The 15,957-nt window shown below is 38.9% G+C and carries 14 protein-coding genes; 1 reads left to right on the forward strand and 13 read right to left on the reverse strand.

The genetic code is table 11. From position 1 onward, the window contains the following. Positions 1–9: 9 nt before the first annotated feature. The 12 genes from citG to HSP_RS0108460 all read right to left on the reverse strand — a co-directional run bounded on the left by citG (position 10) and on the right by HSP_RS0108460 (position 14,611). The gene (gene citG / locus HSP_RS0108405; protein ID WP_007525194.1) at positions 10–1,380 is read right to left on the reverse strand and encodes a triphosphoribosyl-dephospho-CoA synthase CitG; all 1,371 of its coding nucleotides are present in this window, start codon (positions 1,378–1,380) and stop codon (positions 10–12) included. A 26-nt stretch (positions 1,381–1,406) separates the two neighbouring features. Then, on the reverse strand, positions 1,407–2,909 hold the full coding sequence (gene citF, locus HSP_RS0108410) for a citrate lyase subunit alpha (RefSeq protein ID WP_007524939.1): 1,503 nt from the start codon (positions 2,907–2,909) through the stop codon (positions 1,407–1,409). A gap of 12 nt (positions 2,910–2,921) precedes the next feature. Further along, positions 2,922–3,797 (reverse strand): citrate (pro-3S)-lyase subunit beta, encoded by an 876-nt coding sequence (gene citE, locus HSP_RS0108415; protein ID WP_029495355.1) that lies wholly within the window; start codon positions 3,795–3,797, stop codon positions 2,922–2,924. 8 nt (positions 3,798–3,805) lie between these two features. After that, positions 3,806–4,093, reverse strand: a complete 288-nt coding sequence (gene citD / locus HSP_RS0108420; RefSeq protein WP_010129866.1) for a citrate lyase acyl carrier protein — start codon at positions 4,091–4,093, stop codon at positions 3,806–3,808. A gap of 14 nt (positions 4,094–4,107) precedes the next feature. Further along, positions 4,108–5,076: a malate dehydrogenase gene (gene mdh, locus HSP_RS0108425; RefSeq protein ID WP_010129868.1), complete on the reverse strand. Its 969-nt coding sequence runs from the start codon at positions 5,074–5,076 to the stop codon at positions 4,108–4,110. Between the two features lie 205 nt (positions 5,077–5,281). Next, a complete protein-coding gene (gyrB, locus tag HSP_RS0108430; protein WP_010129869.1) occupies positions 5,282–7,711 on the reverse strand; it encodes a DNA topoisomerase (ATP-hydrolyzing) subunit B in 2,430 nt (809 codons plus the stop codon). Between the two features lie 102 nt (positions 7,712–7,813). Next, complete coding sequence (fdhD, locus tag HSP_RS0108435) at positions 7,814–8,623, reverse strand: formate dehydrogenase accessory sulfurtransferase FdhD (protein WP_007525287.1); 810 nt, start codon at positions 8,621–8,623, stop codon at positions 7,814–7,816. A 132-nt stretch (positions 8,624–8,755) separates the two neighbouring features. Next, positions 8,756–10,126, reverse strand: coding sequence for an adenylosuccinate lyase (gene purB / locus HSP_RS0108440; protein ID WP_010129870.1), 1,371 nt, complete (start codon positions 10,124–10,126; stop codon positions 8,756–8,758). A gap of 25 nt (positions 10,127–10,151) precedes the next feature. Further along, complete coding sequence (gene hflD / locus HSP_RS0108445; RefSeq protein ID WP_007524721.1) at positions 10,152–10,787, reverse strand: high frequency lysogenization protein HflD; 636 nt, start codon at positions 10,785–10,787, stop codon at positions 10,152–10,154. Positions 10,788–10,859: 72 nt separating this feature from the next. Further along, the gene (cydC, locus tag HSP_RS0108450) at positions 10,860–12,524 is read right to left on the reverse strand and encodes a heme ABC transporter ATP-binding protein/permease CydC (protein ID WP_010129871.1); all 1,665 of its coding nucleotides are present in this window, start codon (positions 12,522–12,524) and stop codon (positions 10,860–10,862) included. Positions 12,525–12,658: 134 nt separating this feature from the next. Next, positions 12,659–13,546 (reverse strand): 4-hydroxy-tetrahydrodipicolinate synthase, encoded by an 888-nt coding sequence (dapA, locus tag HSP_RS0108455; RefSeq protein ID WP_010129872.1) that lies wholly within the window; start codon positions 13,544–13,546, stop codon positions 12,659–12,661. A gap of 123 nt (positions 13,547–13,669) precedes the next feature. Then, positions 13,670–14,611 carry a Kdo(2)-lipid IV(A) acyltransferase gene (locus tag HSP_RS0108460; protein ID WP_010129873.1) on the reverse strand — a complete coding sequence of 314 codons (942 nt, stop codon included), beginning with the start codon at positions 14,609–14,611 and terminating at the stop codon, positions 13,670–13,672. A 161-nt stretch (positions 14,612–14,772) separates the two neighbouring features. On the opposite strand from HSP_RS0108460, the gene hpf reads away from it, so the two are divergent. Then, positions 14,773–15,057, forward strand: a complete 285-nt coding sequence (hpf, locus tag HSP_RS0108465; RefSeq protein WP_007525155.1) for a ribosome hibernation-promoting factor, HPF/YfiA family — start codon at positions 14,773–14,775, stop codon at positions 15,055–15,057. Between the two features lie 56 nt (positions 15,058–15,113). On the opposite strand, the gene truA is transcribed toward hpf, so the two are convergent. After that, positions 15,114–15,905, reverse strand: coding sequence for a tRNA pseudouridine(38-40) synthase TruA (gene truA / locus HSP_RS0108470; RefSeq protein ID WP_010129875.1), 792 nt, complete (start codon positions 15,903–15,905; stop codon positions 15,114–15,116). Positions 15,906–15,957 lie beyond the last annotated feature (52 nt).

Consider the following 15,957-nt stretch of genomic DNA (forward strand, 5'->3'; position numbering starts at 1 on the left):
ATATGAAAGTTATAATGATAGAAAAAAAACCGTTAATGCGACTAAATCAGCACTTCCGCCACAGCTGATATTCTGTTTAACACAAGCCTGATCTAATTCCCTTAAACTCTGTGTTAACGCTGTCGCATTTTGTAAAATTTCTTTATTTTCTAACCGCTTGACAGCTTCAGTTTGAACAAAACTTAAGCCACTCATCCCTGCGCGATTGACTACATTTGTATCTTGGTTGTGTTGCATAAAGAAAAGTAATGCAATTTGTAATTGATGTTCGAAAGATTTATCTTGATACGATTGAAGCATTGCTAACGCTTGTTGCACGAGAATAAAACCACTTTCAGCTTCCCCTCTTGCACCTGTTAAGCCGTACTGCTGATAAAAACGCACACCCGCCGTTAAAGGTTGATCTTTCGGGTAGTGCTTCAGTTCATCACAAATGCCTTGCGTCATTTCTGCTACCAGATGACAAATCGCTGTTACATCATACGGCTTATTTTGCGCATATAGCCGACCAATCGCAGTGCAAACTAAGCCAAAAGCAAAAATCGCGCCTTTATGCGTATTCACATTTTGAGTCGCTTGATACATCGCTTTTTCAGCGAGCATTCCAAGCGGTCGAATTTGCGATAAAATTTGCGAAATATCGACTTTATAAGTTGTCATCCCTTTTAGCACAAATTGCAAAAAATAAGGACGAAGGGCTTCTGCACTTTGCTCAAAGGTTTGCACGGTCATATCTTGGTGCGAACCATTGTTCTCTAAATCAACCAACCCAGGTTTAGGGCTAAGATAAACCTCTTTTAATAATGCCTTATAGGCTAATTCTGCAATCCGTTCTGCAAAATAAACCGCTTGCGCACGATTTTGCATTTCCGCCAAAATCTCATCAATTGTGTGTGTACGATGCCTTGCACATACTTTTGCTTCTTGTTCACAAAGCAAACAAGATCTTGGAGGAAAGTCAAATTCAGCTCGACTCAACAACTTTCCATTTTTATCTATTACATCGAAATCCCACAGTCTAGATAACCGTGAACTATCTTCCAAAGCAATCATTTCACTTTTCAGTGTTGTCGCTTCAATAGCTAACACAAAAAGCGCTTCATGCCCGGTTTCAAGTGGACGAATCAATGCCTCAATAGGTTTAATGTTGAGCCGATTAAAACAAGCGGTCAGATTTTCCAATCCTTTTGCAAAAAGATAATCATACAATTCATTTTTTTTCACGCCACCGACTGCCGTTAACGTGAATGAAAGCAAGGTTTGTTGATGCTTCGCTAACAATTGTTGTTGCAAGAAAGCGCGATCTTCACGTGCTTGAAGTAGTGCTTCAAGTGAAATATCTACACCTTCTGTCGAGAATGTTTTGGAAATCTTTTGCAAAATATGACCGCTTGTTATTTTCTATCTTACGCTTTTACTTGGTAAACCGTGTCAATAACTGTGCCATCACGATAACGTACAACCGCCACAGGTTTGTCTGTAAATTCAATATCTTTTGGCTTGCCAGTAATGCTATAAGCACGCTCACAAAGCTGTTCTATAGTGAATAAGGCAATTCCTGCATTAGTTAGAGTTTCGATCAAGTCTGGACGTTTAGGGTTTACAGCAACGCCATGATCGGTCACTAAAATATCAATATTTTCACCAGGGGTTACACAAGTAATCACATTTTCAACTACCGTCGGAATACGTCCACGCACGAGTGGGGCAACAATAATTGCCACTTGTGCAGAGGCTGCCGTATCACAGTGACCACCAGAGGCACCACGAATCACACCATCAGAACCCGTTAATACGTTCACATTAAATTTCGTATCAATTTCTAATGCGGATAAAATAACCACGTCTAAACGTTCAACTGATGCGCCTTTTGAGCTAAAGTTTGCATATTGGTTAGCTGAAACTTCAATATGATTTGGATTGCGAGCTAACGATTCTGCGGCATCTTTGTCGAAAGATTGCACATCAATCAGTTTCTTAATGAGCCCTGCTTCATGTAATGCCACCATACTTGAGGTAATACCACCTAAGGCAAAACTTGCAGTAATATTTTCACGGTGCATTTTTTCTTCTAAGAAACGTGTTACTGCTAATGCTGCACCACCTGAGCCGGTTTGTAATGAAAAGCCATCTTTAAAATAGCCAGAATTGAAAATAACTTCCGCACATTTACGGGCAATTAACAATTCACGCGGATTGGTCGTCATACGTGTTGCGCCGCCACCGATTTTTTTCGGATCGCCCACTTCATCAACTTGTACGATTAAATCAACTTGATCTTGCCCAATACTGATTGGATTTAATGGGTATTCTCCAAATTCTTCGGTTAATAACACCACTTTATCTGCATATTCCGCATCTACTTTGGCATAACCCAGTGAGCCACATTTGCTTTTGCCGCTAAAGCCGTTAGCATTACCAAATTTATCGCACATTGGTACGCCTAAAAATGCGACATCAATTTTAAGCTCACCGGATTTCACTAAATGCACACGGCCACCGTGAGAGTGAATATTAACCGGCTCATTTAAGATACCTTTTGAAATTTCATCCGCTAATTGACCACGTAATCCTGATGAGTAAATTTTGGTTACCACACCATTTTTAATATGCTCAATAATTGGATAGTGGCTATCAATCAATGAACTTGACGCTAAAGTTAAGTTTTTAAACCCCATTTCAGCGATTTTATTCATGACCATATTTACCACAAAATCCCCAGCACGGAATGCATGGTGGAAAGAAACTGTCATGCCATCTTTTAAGCCTGAGCGGCGGATAGCCTCTTCTAAACTTTCACAAATTTTGCGATCTTTTGCAGTGCGAGCGAGAGATTCAGCTTTTGGTACAGCTTGGTAAACTGGGCGATTGGCATTAAATTTTGCAACACGTTGTTCTCTGGTTGTCATCTTCTTTCTCCCTTACTCTTCACGAATGCCTGATTTTGCACGCTCAAGCACTAATCTTGCACGGTCAATAATTGGCGCATCAATCATTTTGCCGTTAAGTGAAACGACACCTAAACCATTACGTTCAGCTTCTTCTGCTGCCGCAATAATTTTCTCTGCTTGATCTACATCTTTTTGTGTTGGTGCAAAAAGATTGTGCAAAAGCTCAATTTGACGAGGGTTAACTAAAGATTTACCATCGAAGCCTAACTGTTTAATCAATGCAGCCTCTTTTAAGAAGCCTTCTTCATTATTCGCATTAGAATAAACTGTATCAAAAGCCTGAATACCAGCTGCACGTGCAGCTTGTAAAATAGAGCAACGCGCAAATAATAATTCAATCCCTTCTGGCGAACGCTCGGTTTTTAAGTTACGCACATAGTCTTCCGCACCAAGTGCAATACCAATTAACCGTTTTGAAGCCGTAGCAATTTGATTCGCTTGAGTAATCCCTAATGGAGATTCAATCGCTGCTAGCATTTTGGTTGAGCCGACTTCGCGTCCGCACGCTTTTTCAATTTCTGTAATGGCTAAATCCATATCCACTACATCTTGTGCTGTTTCAGTTTTCGGCATACGTACTACATCAACGCCCGCTCTGACAACCGCATTTAAGTCATTTAACCCAAATTCCGAATCAAGTGGGTTTACACGTACCACTGTTTCAATTTCTTGATAAAGTGGGTGTTGCAGTGCGTGTGCCACTAGAATACGCGCAGAATCTTTCTCTTTTAATGCCACCGCATCTTCAAGATCGAACATAATTGAATCTGGCTTATAAATAAAAGTGTTGCTAATCATTGCCGCATTAGAACCCGGCACGAATAACATACTTCTTCTTAATTTAATCGGCTCACTCATAGCACTTTCTCCCAATCAATAGCTTCATCGGTTGCACGCAAAAGTGCTGCTTTTAATCTTGCTCGTAATACACAATCTAATGCGCCTTTATCTTCAACAATAATTTTTGCGGCAGTGACGTTGAACTGCGCTAGCACTTCATTGATAGTCGCTAAAATATCATCACCAAATTGTTTACCCACAGAACTATTCAACTCAATTTCAAGTGAGCTATGTGGCGCGATACGAATTTGTGCATCGCTAGATTCTAATGTACCTGCGACGGCATCTTTAGTTATCTGCATAGACTATTCTCCAATTACGCTTTTTCAGATTCATTGTTCACGAAATCTAAACCTTTTTGAATATCATCTCTTAAAATGCTATCGATTTCTTGTAATTTAGCTTTTTCATAAGCGCTTAACTCACCTAATGGCAATACTTCCTCTACACCTTCTAAGCCAAAACGTACTTGGCAAGCAAAGAATTCTGGTAAGCCACTTCCTTCTGGTGTTTGAACATAAGCATAACGAACACAGCCATCACCTAACAGAGCTTTAAATACCGCAATCGCAAAACGTGCACCAGATTCAGCCATTGATAAAGTCGCAGAACCGCCACCTGCTTTTGCTTCAACAACTTCTGTACCAGCATTTTGAATACGATGAGTTAAATACTCAATTTCTTCTTTTCTTAATTCAATTTTTAAACCACGAGAAAGGGCTTGTGAAAGGAGAGGTAGAATGGTTGGACCAGAATGCCCACCAACAACAGGAACTTTAACAGTAGTTGGATTTTGATGTTTCAGCTCGGAAACAAAACTCTTCGCACGTACAACATCTAAGGTTGTTACACCAAAAAGCTTTCTTTTATCATAAATGCCTTTATTGCGTAATACTTGTGCAGCAATCGGTACTAAAGTGTTTACTGGGTTCGTGACAATACCGATACAAGCTTTAGGACAAATCTCCGCCACTTTCTCTACAAGGTTTTTAATAATTCCCGCGTTGATATTAAAGAGATCTGCACGAGTCATACCTGGTTTACGTGCAAGCCCTGCAGTAATTAGCACCATATGTGCATCCTCTAATGCTTTATCTAAGTCATCACCAGCATAACCTTTCACTTTTACAGCACTTGGGATGTGGCTAATATCCACCGCAACACCTGGGGTTACTGGAGAAATATCATATAAAGCTAGCTCTGATTCTGCAGGTAAATTTAGCTTTAATAACAAAGCTAAAGTTTGACCAATACCACCAGCTGCACCTAAAAGCGTTAGTTTCATAACATCACCTCTTTAAATAAATATGAATAAATTTCAACTAATTTACATTTTAACGTAATTTTTTGAAAAATCTAATTAAAAATAGTTATGCTTGACATAAATCAACGACTATTTTTGCAAATTTTCAAGAAAATTATCGCTAACCCAAAAATCACATTCCCATAAAAAAAAAGAAAGATAACTTTCGTCATCTTTCTTTTCTCTGTTAAATATCTAATTGTGCATACAATGCATTGCTTTCAATGAAATCACGTCGTGGCTCTACCTCATCGCCCATTAACGTGCTAAATAATTTATCTGCCGCAATAGCATCTGTAATATTTACCTGTAACATCTTACGCGAAACCGGATCCATCGTTGTTTCCCATAACTGTTCCGGATTCATCTCACCTAATCCTTTATAGCGCTGAATCGTTAAGCCTTTACGAGATTCTTTCACTAACCAGTCTAAAGCTTCTGCAAAACTGCTAATTGCTTGACGTCGTTCACCGCGCATTACATAGGCCGTTGGGGTTAACAAATCGTTTAGTTGTTCGCCTAATGCCACAATGCTTTGGTATTCTTGGCTAGAAATGAAATTAAAATCGATACGATAAGTTGTATCCATACCATGTGTAGTAACAATCACTTCTGGCTCATAAATTTGGCGCTCAGCATTGAAGAACAGATTACCACGGTAGAAATTGCCACTGGTTTCTTTAGACACTAATGCGTTGACAAATTGTTCTACCCAAGCGGTCATTTTTGTTTGATCTTTCACTAATTCAGCTGAAAGTGCTGGTGTATAAATCAATTCATTCAATAATGGCTGTGGGTAGCGGCGAACTAAGCGTTCAAAACGTTTTTGTACATCATTATACTGACCAATTAAACTTTCTAATGCCACACCACTTAATGCTGGCGCATCTTCGCTAACATAAAGCCCTGCACCTTCTAAAGCAATATCAACTTCATATTGCGCCATTTCATCATTATCTTGGATATAGCGCTCTTGTTTACCTTTTTTCACTTTATATAGTGGCGGTTGCGCAATATAAATGTAGCCGTTTTCAATCAATTCTGGCATTTGACGATAGAAGAAAGTCAGCAATAAAGTACGAATATGCGCACCATCGACATCGGCATCGGTCATGATAATGATTTTATGATAACGCAACTTCTCAACGTTATAATCTTCACGACCAATTCCCGTTCCTAATGCGGTAATTAACGTTGCAACCTCTTGAGAAGAAAGCATTTTATCAAAGCGTGCTTTCTCTACGTTTAAAATTTTCCCTTTCAATGGCAAAATCGCTTGGTTTTTACGATCACGACCTTGTTTTGCTGAACCACCCGCAGAGTCCCCCTCCACCAAGTACAATTCTGAAAGTGCTGGATCTTTTTCCTGACAATCCGCTAATTTACCTGGTAATCCACCTAAATCTAACGCACCTTTACGGCGTGTCATTTCACGTGCTTTACGCGCAGCTTCACGTGCACGTGCGGCATCAATGATTTTGGTCACGATATTTTTCGCATCATCTGGATTTTCAGCTAAATATTCTGCTAATGCTTCATTCATGGTGCTTTCTACTGCACCACGCACTTCAGAAGAAACCAATTTATCTTTTGTTTGTGAAGAGAATTTTGGATCAGGCACTTTTACAGAAATCACTGCGACTAAACCTTCGCGCGCATCATCACCTGAAGCATCAATATTCGCATCTGCTTTTTTAAGCACACCGCTGTTATCCATGTAGTTTTTCAATGCACGAGTTAATGCTGCTCTGAAGCCTGCTAAGTGCGTACCACCATCACGCTGTGGAATATTATTGGTAAAGCAATATACGTTTTCGTTATAGCTATCGTTCCATTGCAAAGAAACTTCAACGCCAATGCCATCTTTTTCAGTAGAAAGATAGAAAGGCGTATTATGAATATGCGTTTTGCCTTCATTTAAATACTCAACATAGGCTTTAATCCCACCTTCATATTTAAAATGTTCTTCCTGACCTGAACGCTCATCAACCAATCGAATAGATACGCCAGAGTTTAAGAAAGAAAGTTCACGCAAACGTTTTGAAAGGATTTTATATTCAAAATCAGTTTTATTTTTGAAAATCTCTAGGCTTGGCCAAAAACGCACCATGGTACCTGTTTTTTCAGTATCACCAATAATGCTTAATGGTGCGTCAGGTTCACCTAAGCTATAGAATTGTTCGTGAACATGACCTTCACGGCGAATAGTTAATTGCAATTTAGATGAAAGTGCATTAACTACAGAAACACCTACACCGTGTAAACCGCCAGACACTTTATAAGAGTTATCATCGAATTTACCACCTGCGTGAAGTACAGTCATGATAACTTCAGCTGCAGACACACCTTCTTCTGGGTGAATCCCAACAGGAATACCACGGCCATCATCTTGCACTGAAACTGAGTTATCTGAATGAATCGTAACGATAATGTCTTTACAATAACCCGCTAACGCTTCGTCAATCGCGTTATCAACAACTTCAAATACCATGTGATGTAAACCGGTGCCGTCATCGGTATCACCAATATACATCCCTGGGCGCTTTCTTACTGCATCCAGACCACGTAAAACTTTAATACTTGAAGAATCGTAATTCGGTTGATTGAGTTCAGACATTCGTTGTTCCTAACATAACAAAAAAATGGTGGCATTTATGCCAAAAATTGTTGGAATTATAGCAGAAAAACACTAAAAGGCGAAATATAAGATAAAAAGGGACTAAATCGCTAAACGATGCTCTCCCGCATAAATTGTGGCTCGCCCTTTTCTTGCAAATGCCAATAACGTAAATTGATTTTCTTTTGCTAAATTTACCGCCATTTCCGTTGTTGCAGAAATAGCACACAGCATTTCAATGCCAACAGCTAGACACTTTTGCACCATTTCAAAACTTGCCCGACTAGTCACAAAGACAAATCCAACTGGTCGTTCTGCTTTTTCATACCAACCGATAAGTTTATCTAAAGCGACATGTCGCCCCACATCTTCTCGAATTGCCAGAAGCTTACCGTCTAAGGAGAAAAAGGCTGCTGCATGGCTCGCGCCAGTTTCTTGCGCTAATGTTTGAGCTTGTTCTAATTGCGCTAAACATTCTGCCAAAATATGCGGGTTTACTTGTTTCAAGCGATCATTTTTTTGTGCTAATTGGCGACTTTGGTTTACCTGTTCTAGCTGCTCTACTCCACAAATGCCGCACCCTGTTCGGCCAGTCATCGCACGGCGTTTTTCTTTTAATGCAACAAAACAACGGGTTGCCATTTCAATTTGGACTTCCACCCCTTCACACTGAGGAACAATATCCATGCCGTAAATTTCAGATTTATTCGAAATAATGCCTTCGTTTAAAGAAAACCCAAGCGCAAAATCCTCTAAATCTTGCGGCGTTGCCATCATCACCGCATGGGAAATACCGTTATACACTAAAGCCACTGGCACTTCAGCGATTACATTATCTTCCACTTTTGTTTGAACAAGCGCTTCGTTAGTTAATTGCAATTTAATTGCGGCAGTTTTGATTTTTGTCTGCATGCTTTTCTCAATTTCCAGATAACGGCAATCATTGCCTAAAATAATGGTAAATTATCTAATAAAACAGACCGCTTGCAAGCCTTATATTGCTCACAAGCGGTCATTTTCTGATTAAATTTTACAAATTTCGGTTTATAGTTTTTCAACCAATTCAACCGCATATCCAATATACGTTGCCGGTGTCATTGTTTTTAAGCGTGCTTTTTCTGCATCTGGAATAGCTAAACTGTCGATAAAGGCACGCATTGCCGCCTCATCAACACGTTTACCACGCGTTAACTCTTTGAGTTTTTCATACGGTTTTTCAATGCCATAACGACGCATCACAGTTTGAATAGGTTCGGCCAACACTTCCCAGTTTTGATTTAACTCATCGCGTAAATGCTGTTCGTTTACCTCTAATTTGCTAATGCCTTTTAAAGTTGAAGCATAAGCAATTAACGCATAACCTAATCCTACGCCTAAATTTCTTAATACCGTAGAATCGGTTAAATCACGCTGCCAACGAGAAATTGGTAATTTTTGCCCTAAATGGCTCATCACCGCATTTGCTAACCCTAAGTTACCTTCAGAGTTTTCAAAATCAATTGGGTTAACTTTATGCGGCATAGTTGAAGAGCCTATTTCCCCTGCAATGGTACGTTGTTTGAAATGATTTAATGCGATGTAGCCCCACATATCACGGTCAAAATCGATCACGATCGTATTAAAACGGGCTACGCAATCAAAGAATTCAGCAATGTAATCATGTGGTTCAATTTGTGTGGTATATGGATTCCAAGTCACACCTAAAGATTGCTCAATAAACTCTTGGCTAAAGGTATGCCAATCAACATCTGGATATGCCGAAAGATGCGCATTATAGTTACCTACCGCACCATTGATTTTCGCTAGAATTTCTACATTTTCTAATTGTTTATATTGGCGTTGTAGGCGATAAGCTACGTTTGCCATCTCTTTACCAATCGTCGTTGGGCTAGCTGGCTGACCATGCGTACGAGAAAGTAATGGAATATGCTGATAGCGTTTTGCTAACTCAATTACTGCATCAATCACTTTTTTCCATTCTGGTAATAACACCTCTTCACGCGCCGTTTTAAGCATAAGCGCATGCGAAGTATTATTGATATCTTCCGAGGTGCAAGCAAAATGAATAAATTCATTTATTGCTTGTAATTCTGGTAATGCCTCACATTTTTCTTTTAAGAAATATTCAACCGCTTTTACATCATGATTGGTAGTACGTTCAATTTCTTTAATGCGATTAGCGTCTTCTAATGAGAAATTAGCAACAATCTGATCAAGGTAATCGTTTGCTTTTTCAGAAAAGGTTGGAACTTCCTTGATTTGTGCGTGTGAGGCTAGTTTTTGTAACCAGCGTACTTCCACTGTCACACGATATTTTAATAAACCGAATTCACTAAAAATTGGGCGCAGCGCGGCTGTTTTGTCTTGATAGCGCCCATCAATTGGCGATAATGCGGTTAAGGCTGTCAGTTCCATTAAGATTTCTCCGTATATTCAATGGTTAATAAATTGATTGAAAATGTTCACGTGCATGGTCAAAAATTTTACGGCGTGAAAATAAAAATTGCCAACGGGTACCGCCCACTTGCTGCCATAAAATCGCTGAACGAATACCAGCTAATAATACCGCACGAATTTTGTGTTGAATGTCTGGGCGAACTAAATAATCTTGTAATCCAAAGACGTGAATTTTTTGTCCAAGCGGGCTGATAATATCACTATAAATAGCGGCTAAATTTGCAATCATCTGATCTGCCATCACATTATCATCATAAAGTGAAAGCTGACGTTTAATTTGCTGCAAACGCTGTGCTAACTGTGTTTTTGCGTCACTGTTTTGATTCAATTTACGCCCAAGCGCTAATAAGCTAATCCAATAACGCCCAATTTCGGTATCTAGCTTACCTTGGCCACTGCTAAGTTGCGCCATAGCGGTTTCAAATCCCACTTTCAAATTAGCAAGGCTATCGCCATAAACATTAAGCGTAGATTCTGGAGAAGTGACCAACAAACTTTTAATTAAAGTTTCAAAAGCCTCTTTCTGCTCTACTTGACCTGTATGTGCTAGCTCTTGCACTAATTTTGCAGCTTGGCAGACACCTGCATAAGCCATACTAATTTCTGAATAATTTGCCATATACTACCATTTCACAATTTCGTGAAAATATACCATTTTTTCGTTTTCTTTTAAATTAAGGTTGACAACAGGTTAATTGACTAATTGTCCATTATCTATCTGATAAATGCGATCAAACTCAGATAAACCTTTTAAGCGATGTGTAATCATCAATAGGGTTTTATTTGCACAATGCGATAAAATCAATCGTAAAATGAGCTGCTCGGTTTCACGATCTAACCCTTCTGTTGGTTCATCTAATAAGATCACATCAGCCTGACTTAATAACACTCGTGCTAACCCTAAACGACGTTGCTCCCCGCCAGATAACGGTCGACCACCTTCGCCTAACCAAAGAGATAGCCCCTCTTCGCTCAAATAAGCTAAACCAACTGTTTCTAACACCTCAAGTAATTGTGCATCTGAAGCATTTGGATTCCCCATCAATAAATTTTGCTTTAATGAGGCATTAAAGATATGGACACGCTGGCTTAATGTGACTAAATGTTGACGTAACACCGCTTCCGGATAATCCGCAATTTCGCAATGATTCAACAAAATTCGACCGCTTGTAGGTGCATAATTTCGATTAAGTAGTTGGAATAAGGTGGATTTCCCACTTCCCGTTTTTCCTACAATCGCAATTTTTTCACCTGCTTTAATGGATAGAGAGATCGATTTAGTTGCCATTTCTGATTGCATTGGATAGCAAAATGAAACTGAATCAAATTCAATTAAAGGCTGATTTAATACAACTTCTTGCCAAGTTGCTGAACCATTAAAACTCACTTGTGCGGGCTGTTCAGTAATTTCATTAAGGCGCTCAGCCGCTGCAATGACTTGACCTAAGTGTAAAAATGCCACGCCAATCGGCATTAAAATTTCAGTTGATGCCATCACACAGAAAATCACTAACGCAATTAACGCTTGTGGATAATCTGCCGTAGGGGCATGAATTGCGCTAGAAATTAAATAGATGACTACGCACAACAAGATACCATTTGAAAAAACTAATAAAGCATTTGATAAGCCTGTGAGATGACTCTCTTTACTTTGTTGTTCAAGCCATTGTTCTTCAGTTTTTTGCAGCTTCGATGTCATTTCTGGCACTAAACCAAATAACAAGAATTCTGCGTGTAATTGAATCCATTCAATAAACTGTGCACGATATTGCGCACGACTTTGTACGCTATTCTGTCCTAATTTTCTGCCTAAATGATAAAAAACGGTTGGAAAAATCGCTAATAAGGCTAATAACGTTCCGCAAATAATGACTGCAAGTAAGCCAGAAACAAAAGAAAGGCCAATAGCTATAAAGGCAATCACCATTAAGGCACTCACAAATGGCGTAACCAAATTTAAATAAAGCGTATCTAACGTATCTACATCAGCCACTAAGCGATTCAATAATTCGCTATTACGATAACGCTTTAATCCACTTGGACTTAATGGAATCAATTTTTTAAAGATAGTCACGCGTAAATTAGCGAGCACTCTAAAAGTCGCATCATGAGTCACTAAACGTTCAAAATAACGAGAAACAGTCCGTCCAATCGCTAAACCACGTACACCAGAAGATGGGTAAAAGAAGTTAAAAACCAGTGCAGAACCAGCAAGAAAAGAAGCGGCAAGGAACCAACCAGATAAACTTAACAAACCGATGCTAGCAGAAAGGCTGGTAATCGCTAAAATAACGCCGAGAAGTAAACGCCCCCAGTGGGTACGGTATAAGGAAAGAAAAGGTATCAGTGATTTCATTGAGGAATCTAATTAAATATTTGCAAAAAATTGTAACATTTTAACCGCTTGTTCGCGAGATTATGTCTGATTGTACCAAGAAAACGCAAAAAAAGCTCAATATTATCCATATTGAGCTTTTATGTTGAAAAAGACTAAATCAATCCAGCTTGTTGTAATGCTTTTAATACCACTGGTTGTGCCGATTCTGATAAGGTTGTCAATGGTAAGCGTAAATTCGGCTCACTAATTAACCCTAATTTATAAGCTGCCCATTTAACTGGAATTGGGTTTGCTTCAATAAACAGATCGTGATGAAGTGCCATTAAACGCTGGTTAATCGCTTCTGCCTCTTCAAATTTACCAGCCAATGCAAGTTCACACATTTTTGCCATATCAGCTGCAGCAACGTTATTCGTAACAGAAATCACGCCTTGCCCACCTAATTTCATAGATTCTAAGCCGGTTGCATCATCACCGCTTAAGAAAATAAAATCTTCGCCTGCAAGTTGCTTAATAAGCGGTAAGCGACTTAAATCACCCGTCGCTTCTTTAACGCCCACAATATTTTCAATTTTAGATAAACGAGCAATCGTTTCTGGTTTTAAATCGCTACCAGTACGTCCTGGTACGTTATATAAAATTTGAGGTAAATCTGTTGATTCCGCAATTGCTTTATAATGCAGATACATGCCTTCTTGGGTTGGTTTATTGTAGTAGGGAACAACACTTAAACAACCTGCAACGCCTGAATTTGTTAATAATTTAGTCAGCGTGATAGCTTCACTTGTTGCATTAGAGCCTGTACCTGCGATCACCGGAATTCGTCCATCAGCAAATTCAACGGTTTTTTTAATCACTTTCACATTTTCATCAATGCTTAAAGTGGTTGATTCTCCTGTTGTTCCCACTGAGACAATCGCGTGCGTACCTGATTTTACATGATAATCTACTAAATTTTTTAATTCTGTGTAGTTTACTTCACCATGTGTCATTGGCGTAACGAGTGCAACAATACTGCCATGAAATAAAGGCATAGACATAATATTTTCCTCTTTTTATGATGCTTGTGTGTTCAATAGCTTGCGCAATTCATTTGAAATATGCAAGTATTTTTTATTAAAAAATGTTTTTCAAACATCAATTAATATTGATGTGCTAAATTTTTAATCGTAAAGGCTTGGTGAATCCATATCTGGTCTAGTTTTAAAGCGACGATGTAGCCACATATATTGGCTTGGTGCTTGTAAAATTTCTTGCTCAACGAGCTGATTCATTTTTATAGCCGTATCATATTCATTTTGGCAATTGCTAAAATCAACCATTGGGGAAATTTTTACCGTATAGCCAGAATAATCCGCATGACGAATTGGAGAGAATGGCACCACTACACTATTTGGTGCTGAACGCAGTAGCATATAACTACCTGTCGTTGTACACGCATCCTTTACTGCAAAAAACGGAACAAACACGCTATTTTTACGACCATAATCATGATCCGGTGCATACCAAATGGTTTCGCCTTTTTTCAACGCTTTAATCATGCCACGTAGATCTTTTCTATCTAACATCGATTTATTTGAACGCACTCGTCCGCGAAATTGAATCCAATCTAATAACGGATTATCGTTAGGGCGATACACGCCTATTCCTTGATGATGTAACCCAACAATTCTTGCACCTAATTCTAGTGTTAAAAAATGGACTCCAACAAAAATAATCCCTGTTTCTTCAGGTTGATTTTTCAGATGCTCTAACCCTTCAATACGAGACCATTTAAGAATTCGTTTATCGGACCAAAACCAAGCCATCCCAGTTTCAATAATCGCCATGCCGACAGATTCAATATTTTGGTCGATCAGACGATCAATTTCTGCTTGACTATAATGCGGAAAACAAAGTTCAAGATTACGGCGCGCAATACGAATACGACGTTTACCAAATCCCAATGCAGCAAAGATCTTGCCTAATCCTTTACCTATAAAGACTAATACTGGATAAGGTAGGCAAAGTAGCAAACGGAAAAAAACTAATCCAATCCATAATCCCCAATAACGAGGATGAAGAAAATGCCATTGAAATGGCGGAAATTTACTCTTGCTGTCCATTATTCCCTCTTTTTGTTCAGATTATCAGCTAAGGGCATTTAAAAATGTTAACTTGATCACAAAATTCACTTTTATTCAGTAATCAGCCTTGATATTTTCTTATGAAAAGCATACTTTAAAACTAAACCAAAACACAACCTAATCATAAAGAGGGCAACATTATGACACTCAATATCTCTAGTAAACAAATGGACATTACCCCTGCTATTCGTAGTCATATTGAAGATCGTTTGGCAAAACTGGATAAATTCCATACCCAGCTCATCAATCCGCACTTTATGATTCATAAACAACCTAATGACTATGAAGTAGAGGCAACTATCGGTTCTCCATTAGGTGATTTAGTTGCAAAAGCAACGCATGCTGATCTCTATACAGCAATCAATGAAGTTCAAACCAAATTAGAATCTCAACTAATTCGCTTAAAAGAGAAAAAAGAACATTAATTTCTCATTAAACTAATTGATTAACAGCTAATTGAGTTTACTTAATTAGCTGTTTTTTATGCTTCATCGGGCAAAAATAACGGACCGAGTGAACTATGTGGTAAGCCGAAATGTTCAGGATAAATCACATCAACTAAATACAACCCTTCAGCTTTTGCCGTTGGTGCCGCTAATGTCCTATCCTTTTGCTCTAGTAGCCATTTTATCCAAATAGGCGGTTGTTTACCTTGACCCACCTCAATTAAACTGCCGACAATATTTCTGACCATATGATGAACAAAAGCATTAGCTTGAATATCGACAATAATATAATTCTGACGGCGGCTTACCTGAAGATGGTGTACATTTCGCCACGGCGTATGTGATTGACATTTCGCAGCACGAAATGAGGTAAAATCATTTTCACCTAATAGATACTGCCCTGCCTCATACATTTTTTCATGATCTAAATCGACATGATAATGCGATACCCCTTTAGGTAAAATGGCTGAGCGTAATTTTTGATTTAGAATAATATAACGATAACGTCTTGCCGTTGCGCTAAATCTTGCATGAAATGAGTCATCTACTTCCACTGCCCATTTCACGGCAATATCATCTGGCAAATTAGCATTTGTACCAAAACACCAAGCTTGCATTGGACGAATCGCATCGGTTTCAAAATGCACCACCTGTCCTGTACCATGCACGCCAGAATCGGTTCGACCTGCACAAAATACCTCAACGGGTACATTGGCAACCTTTGAAAGTGCCGTTTCTAATGTTTGTTGTACGCTTTCAACCTCATCTTGGCGTTGCCAACCAAAATAACGCGCGCCATCATATTCTATGCCTAATGCTATTTTCATCTTTATTTAACGAACAAGCGGTCGAATTTAGTCATTTTTTAACGAAATCAGA

It is taken from the genome of Haemophilus sputorum CCUG 13788 (assembly GCF_000238795.1).
Lineage (GTDB): Bacteria > Pseudomonadota > Gammaproteobacteria > Enterobacterales > Pasteurellaceae > Haemophilus_A > Haemophilus_A sputorum.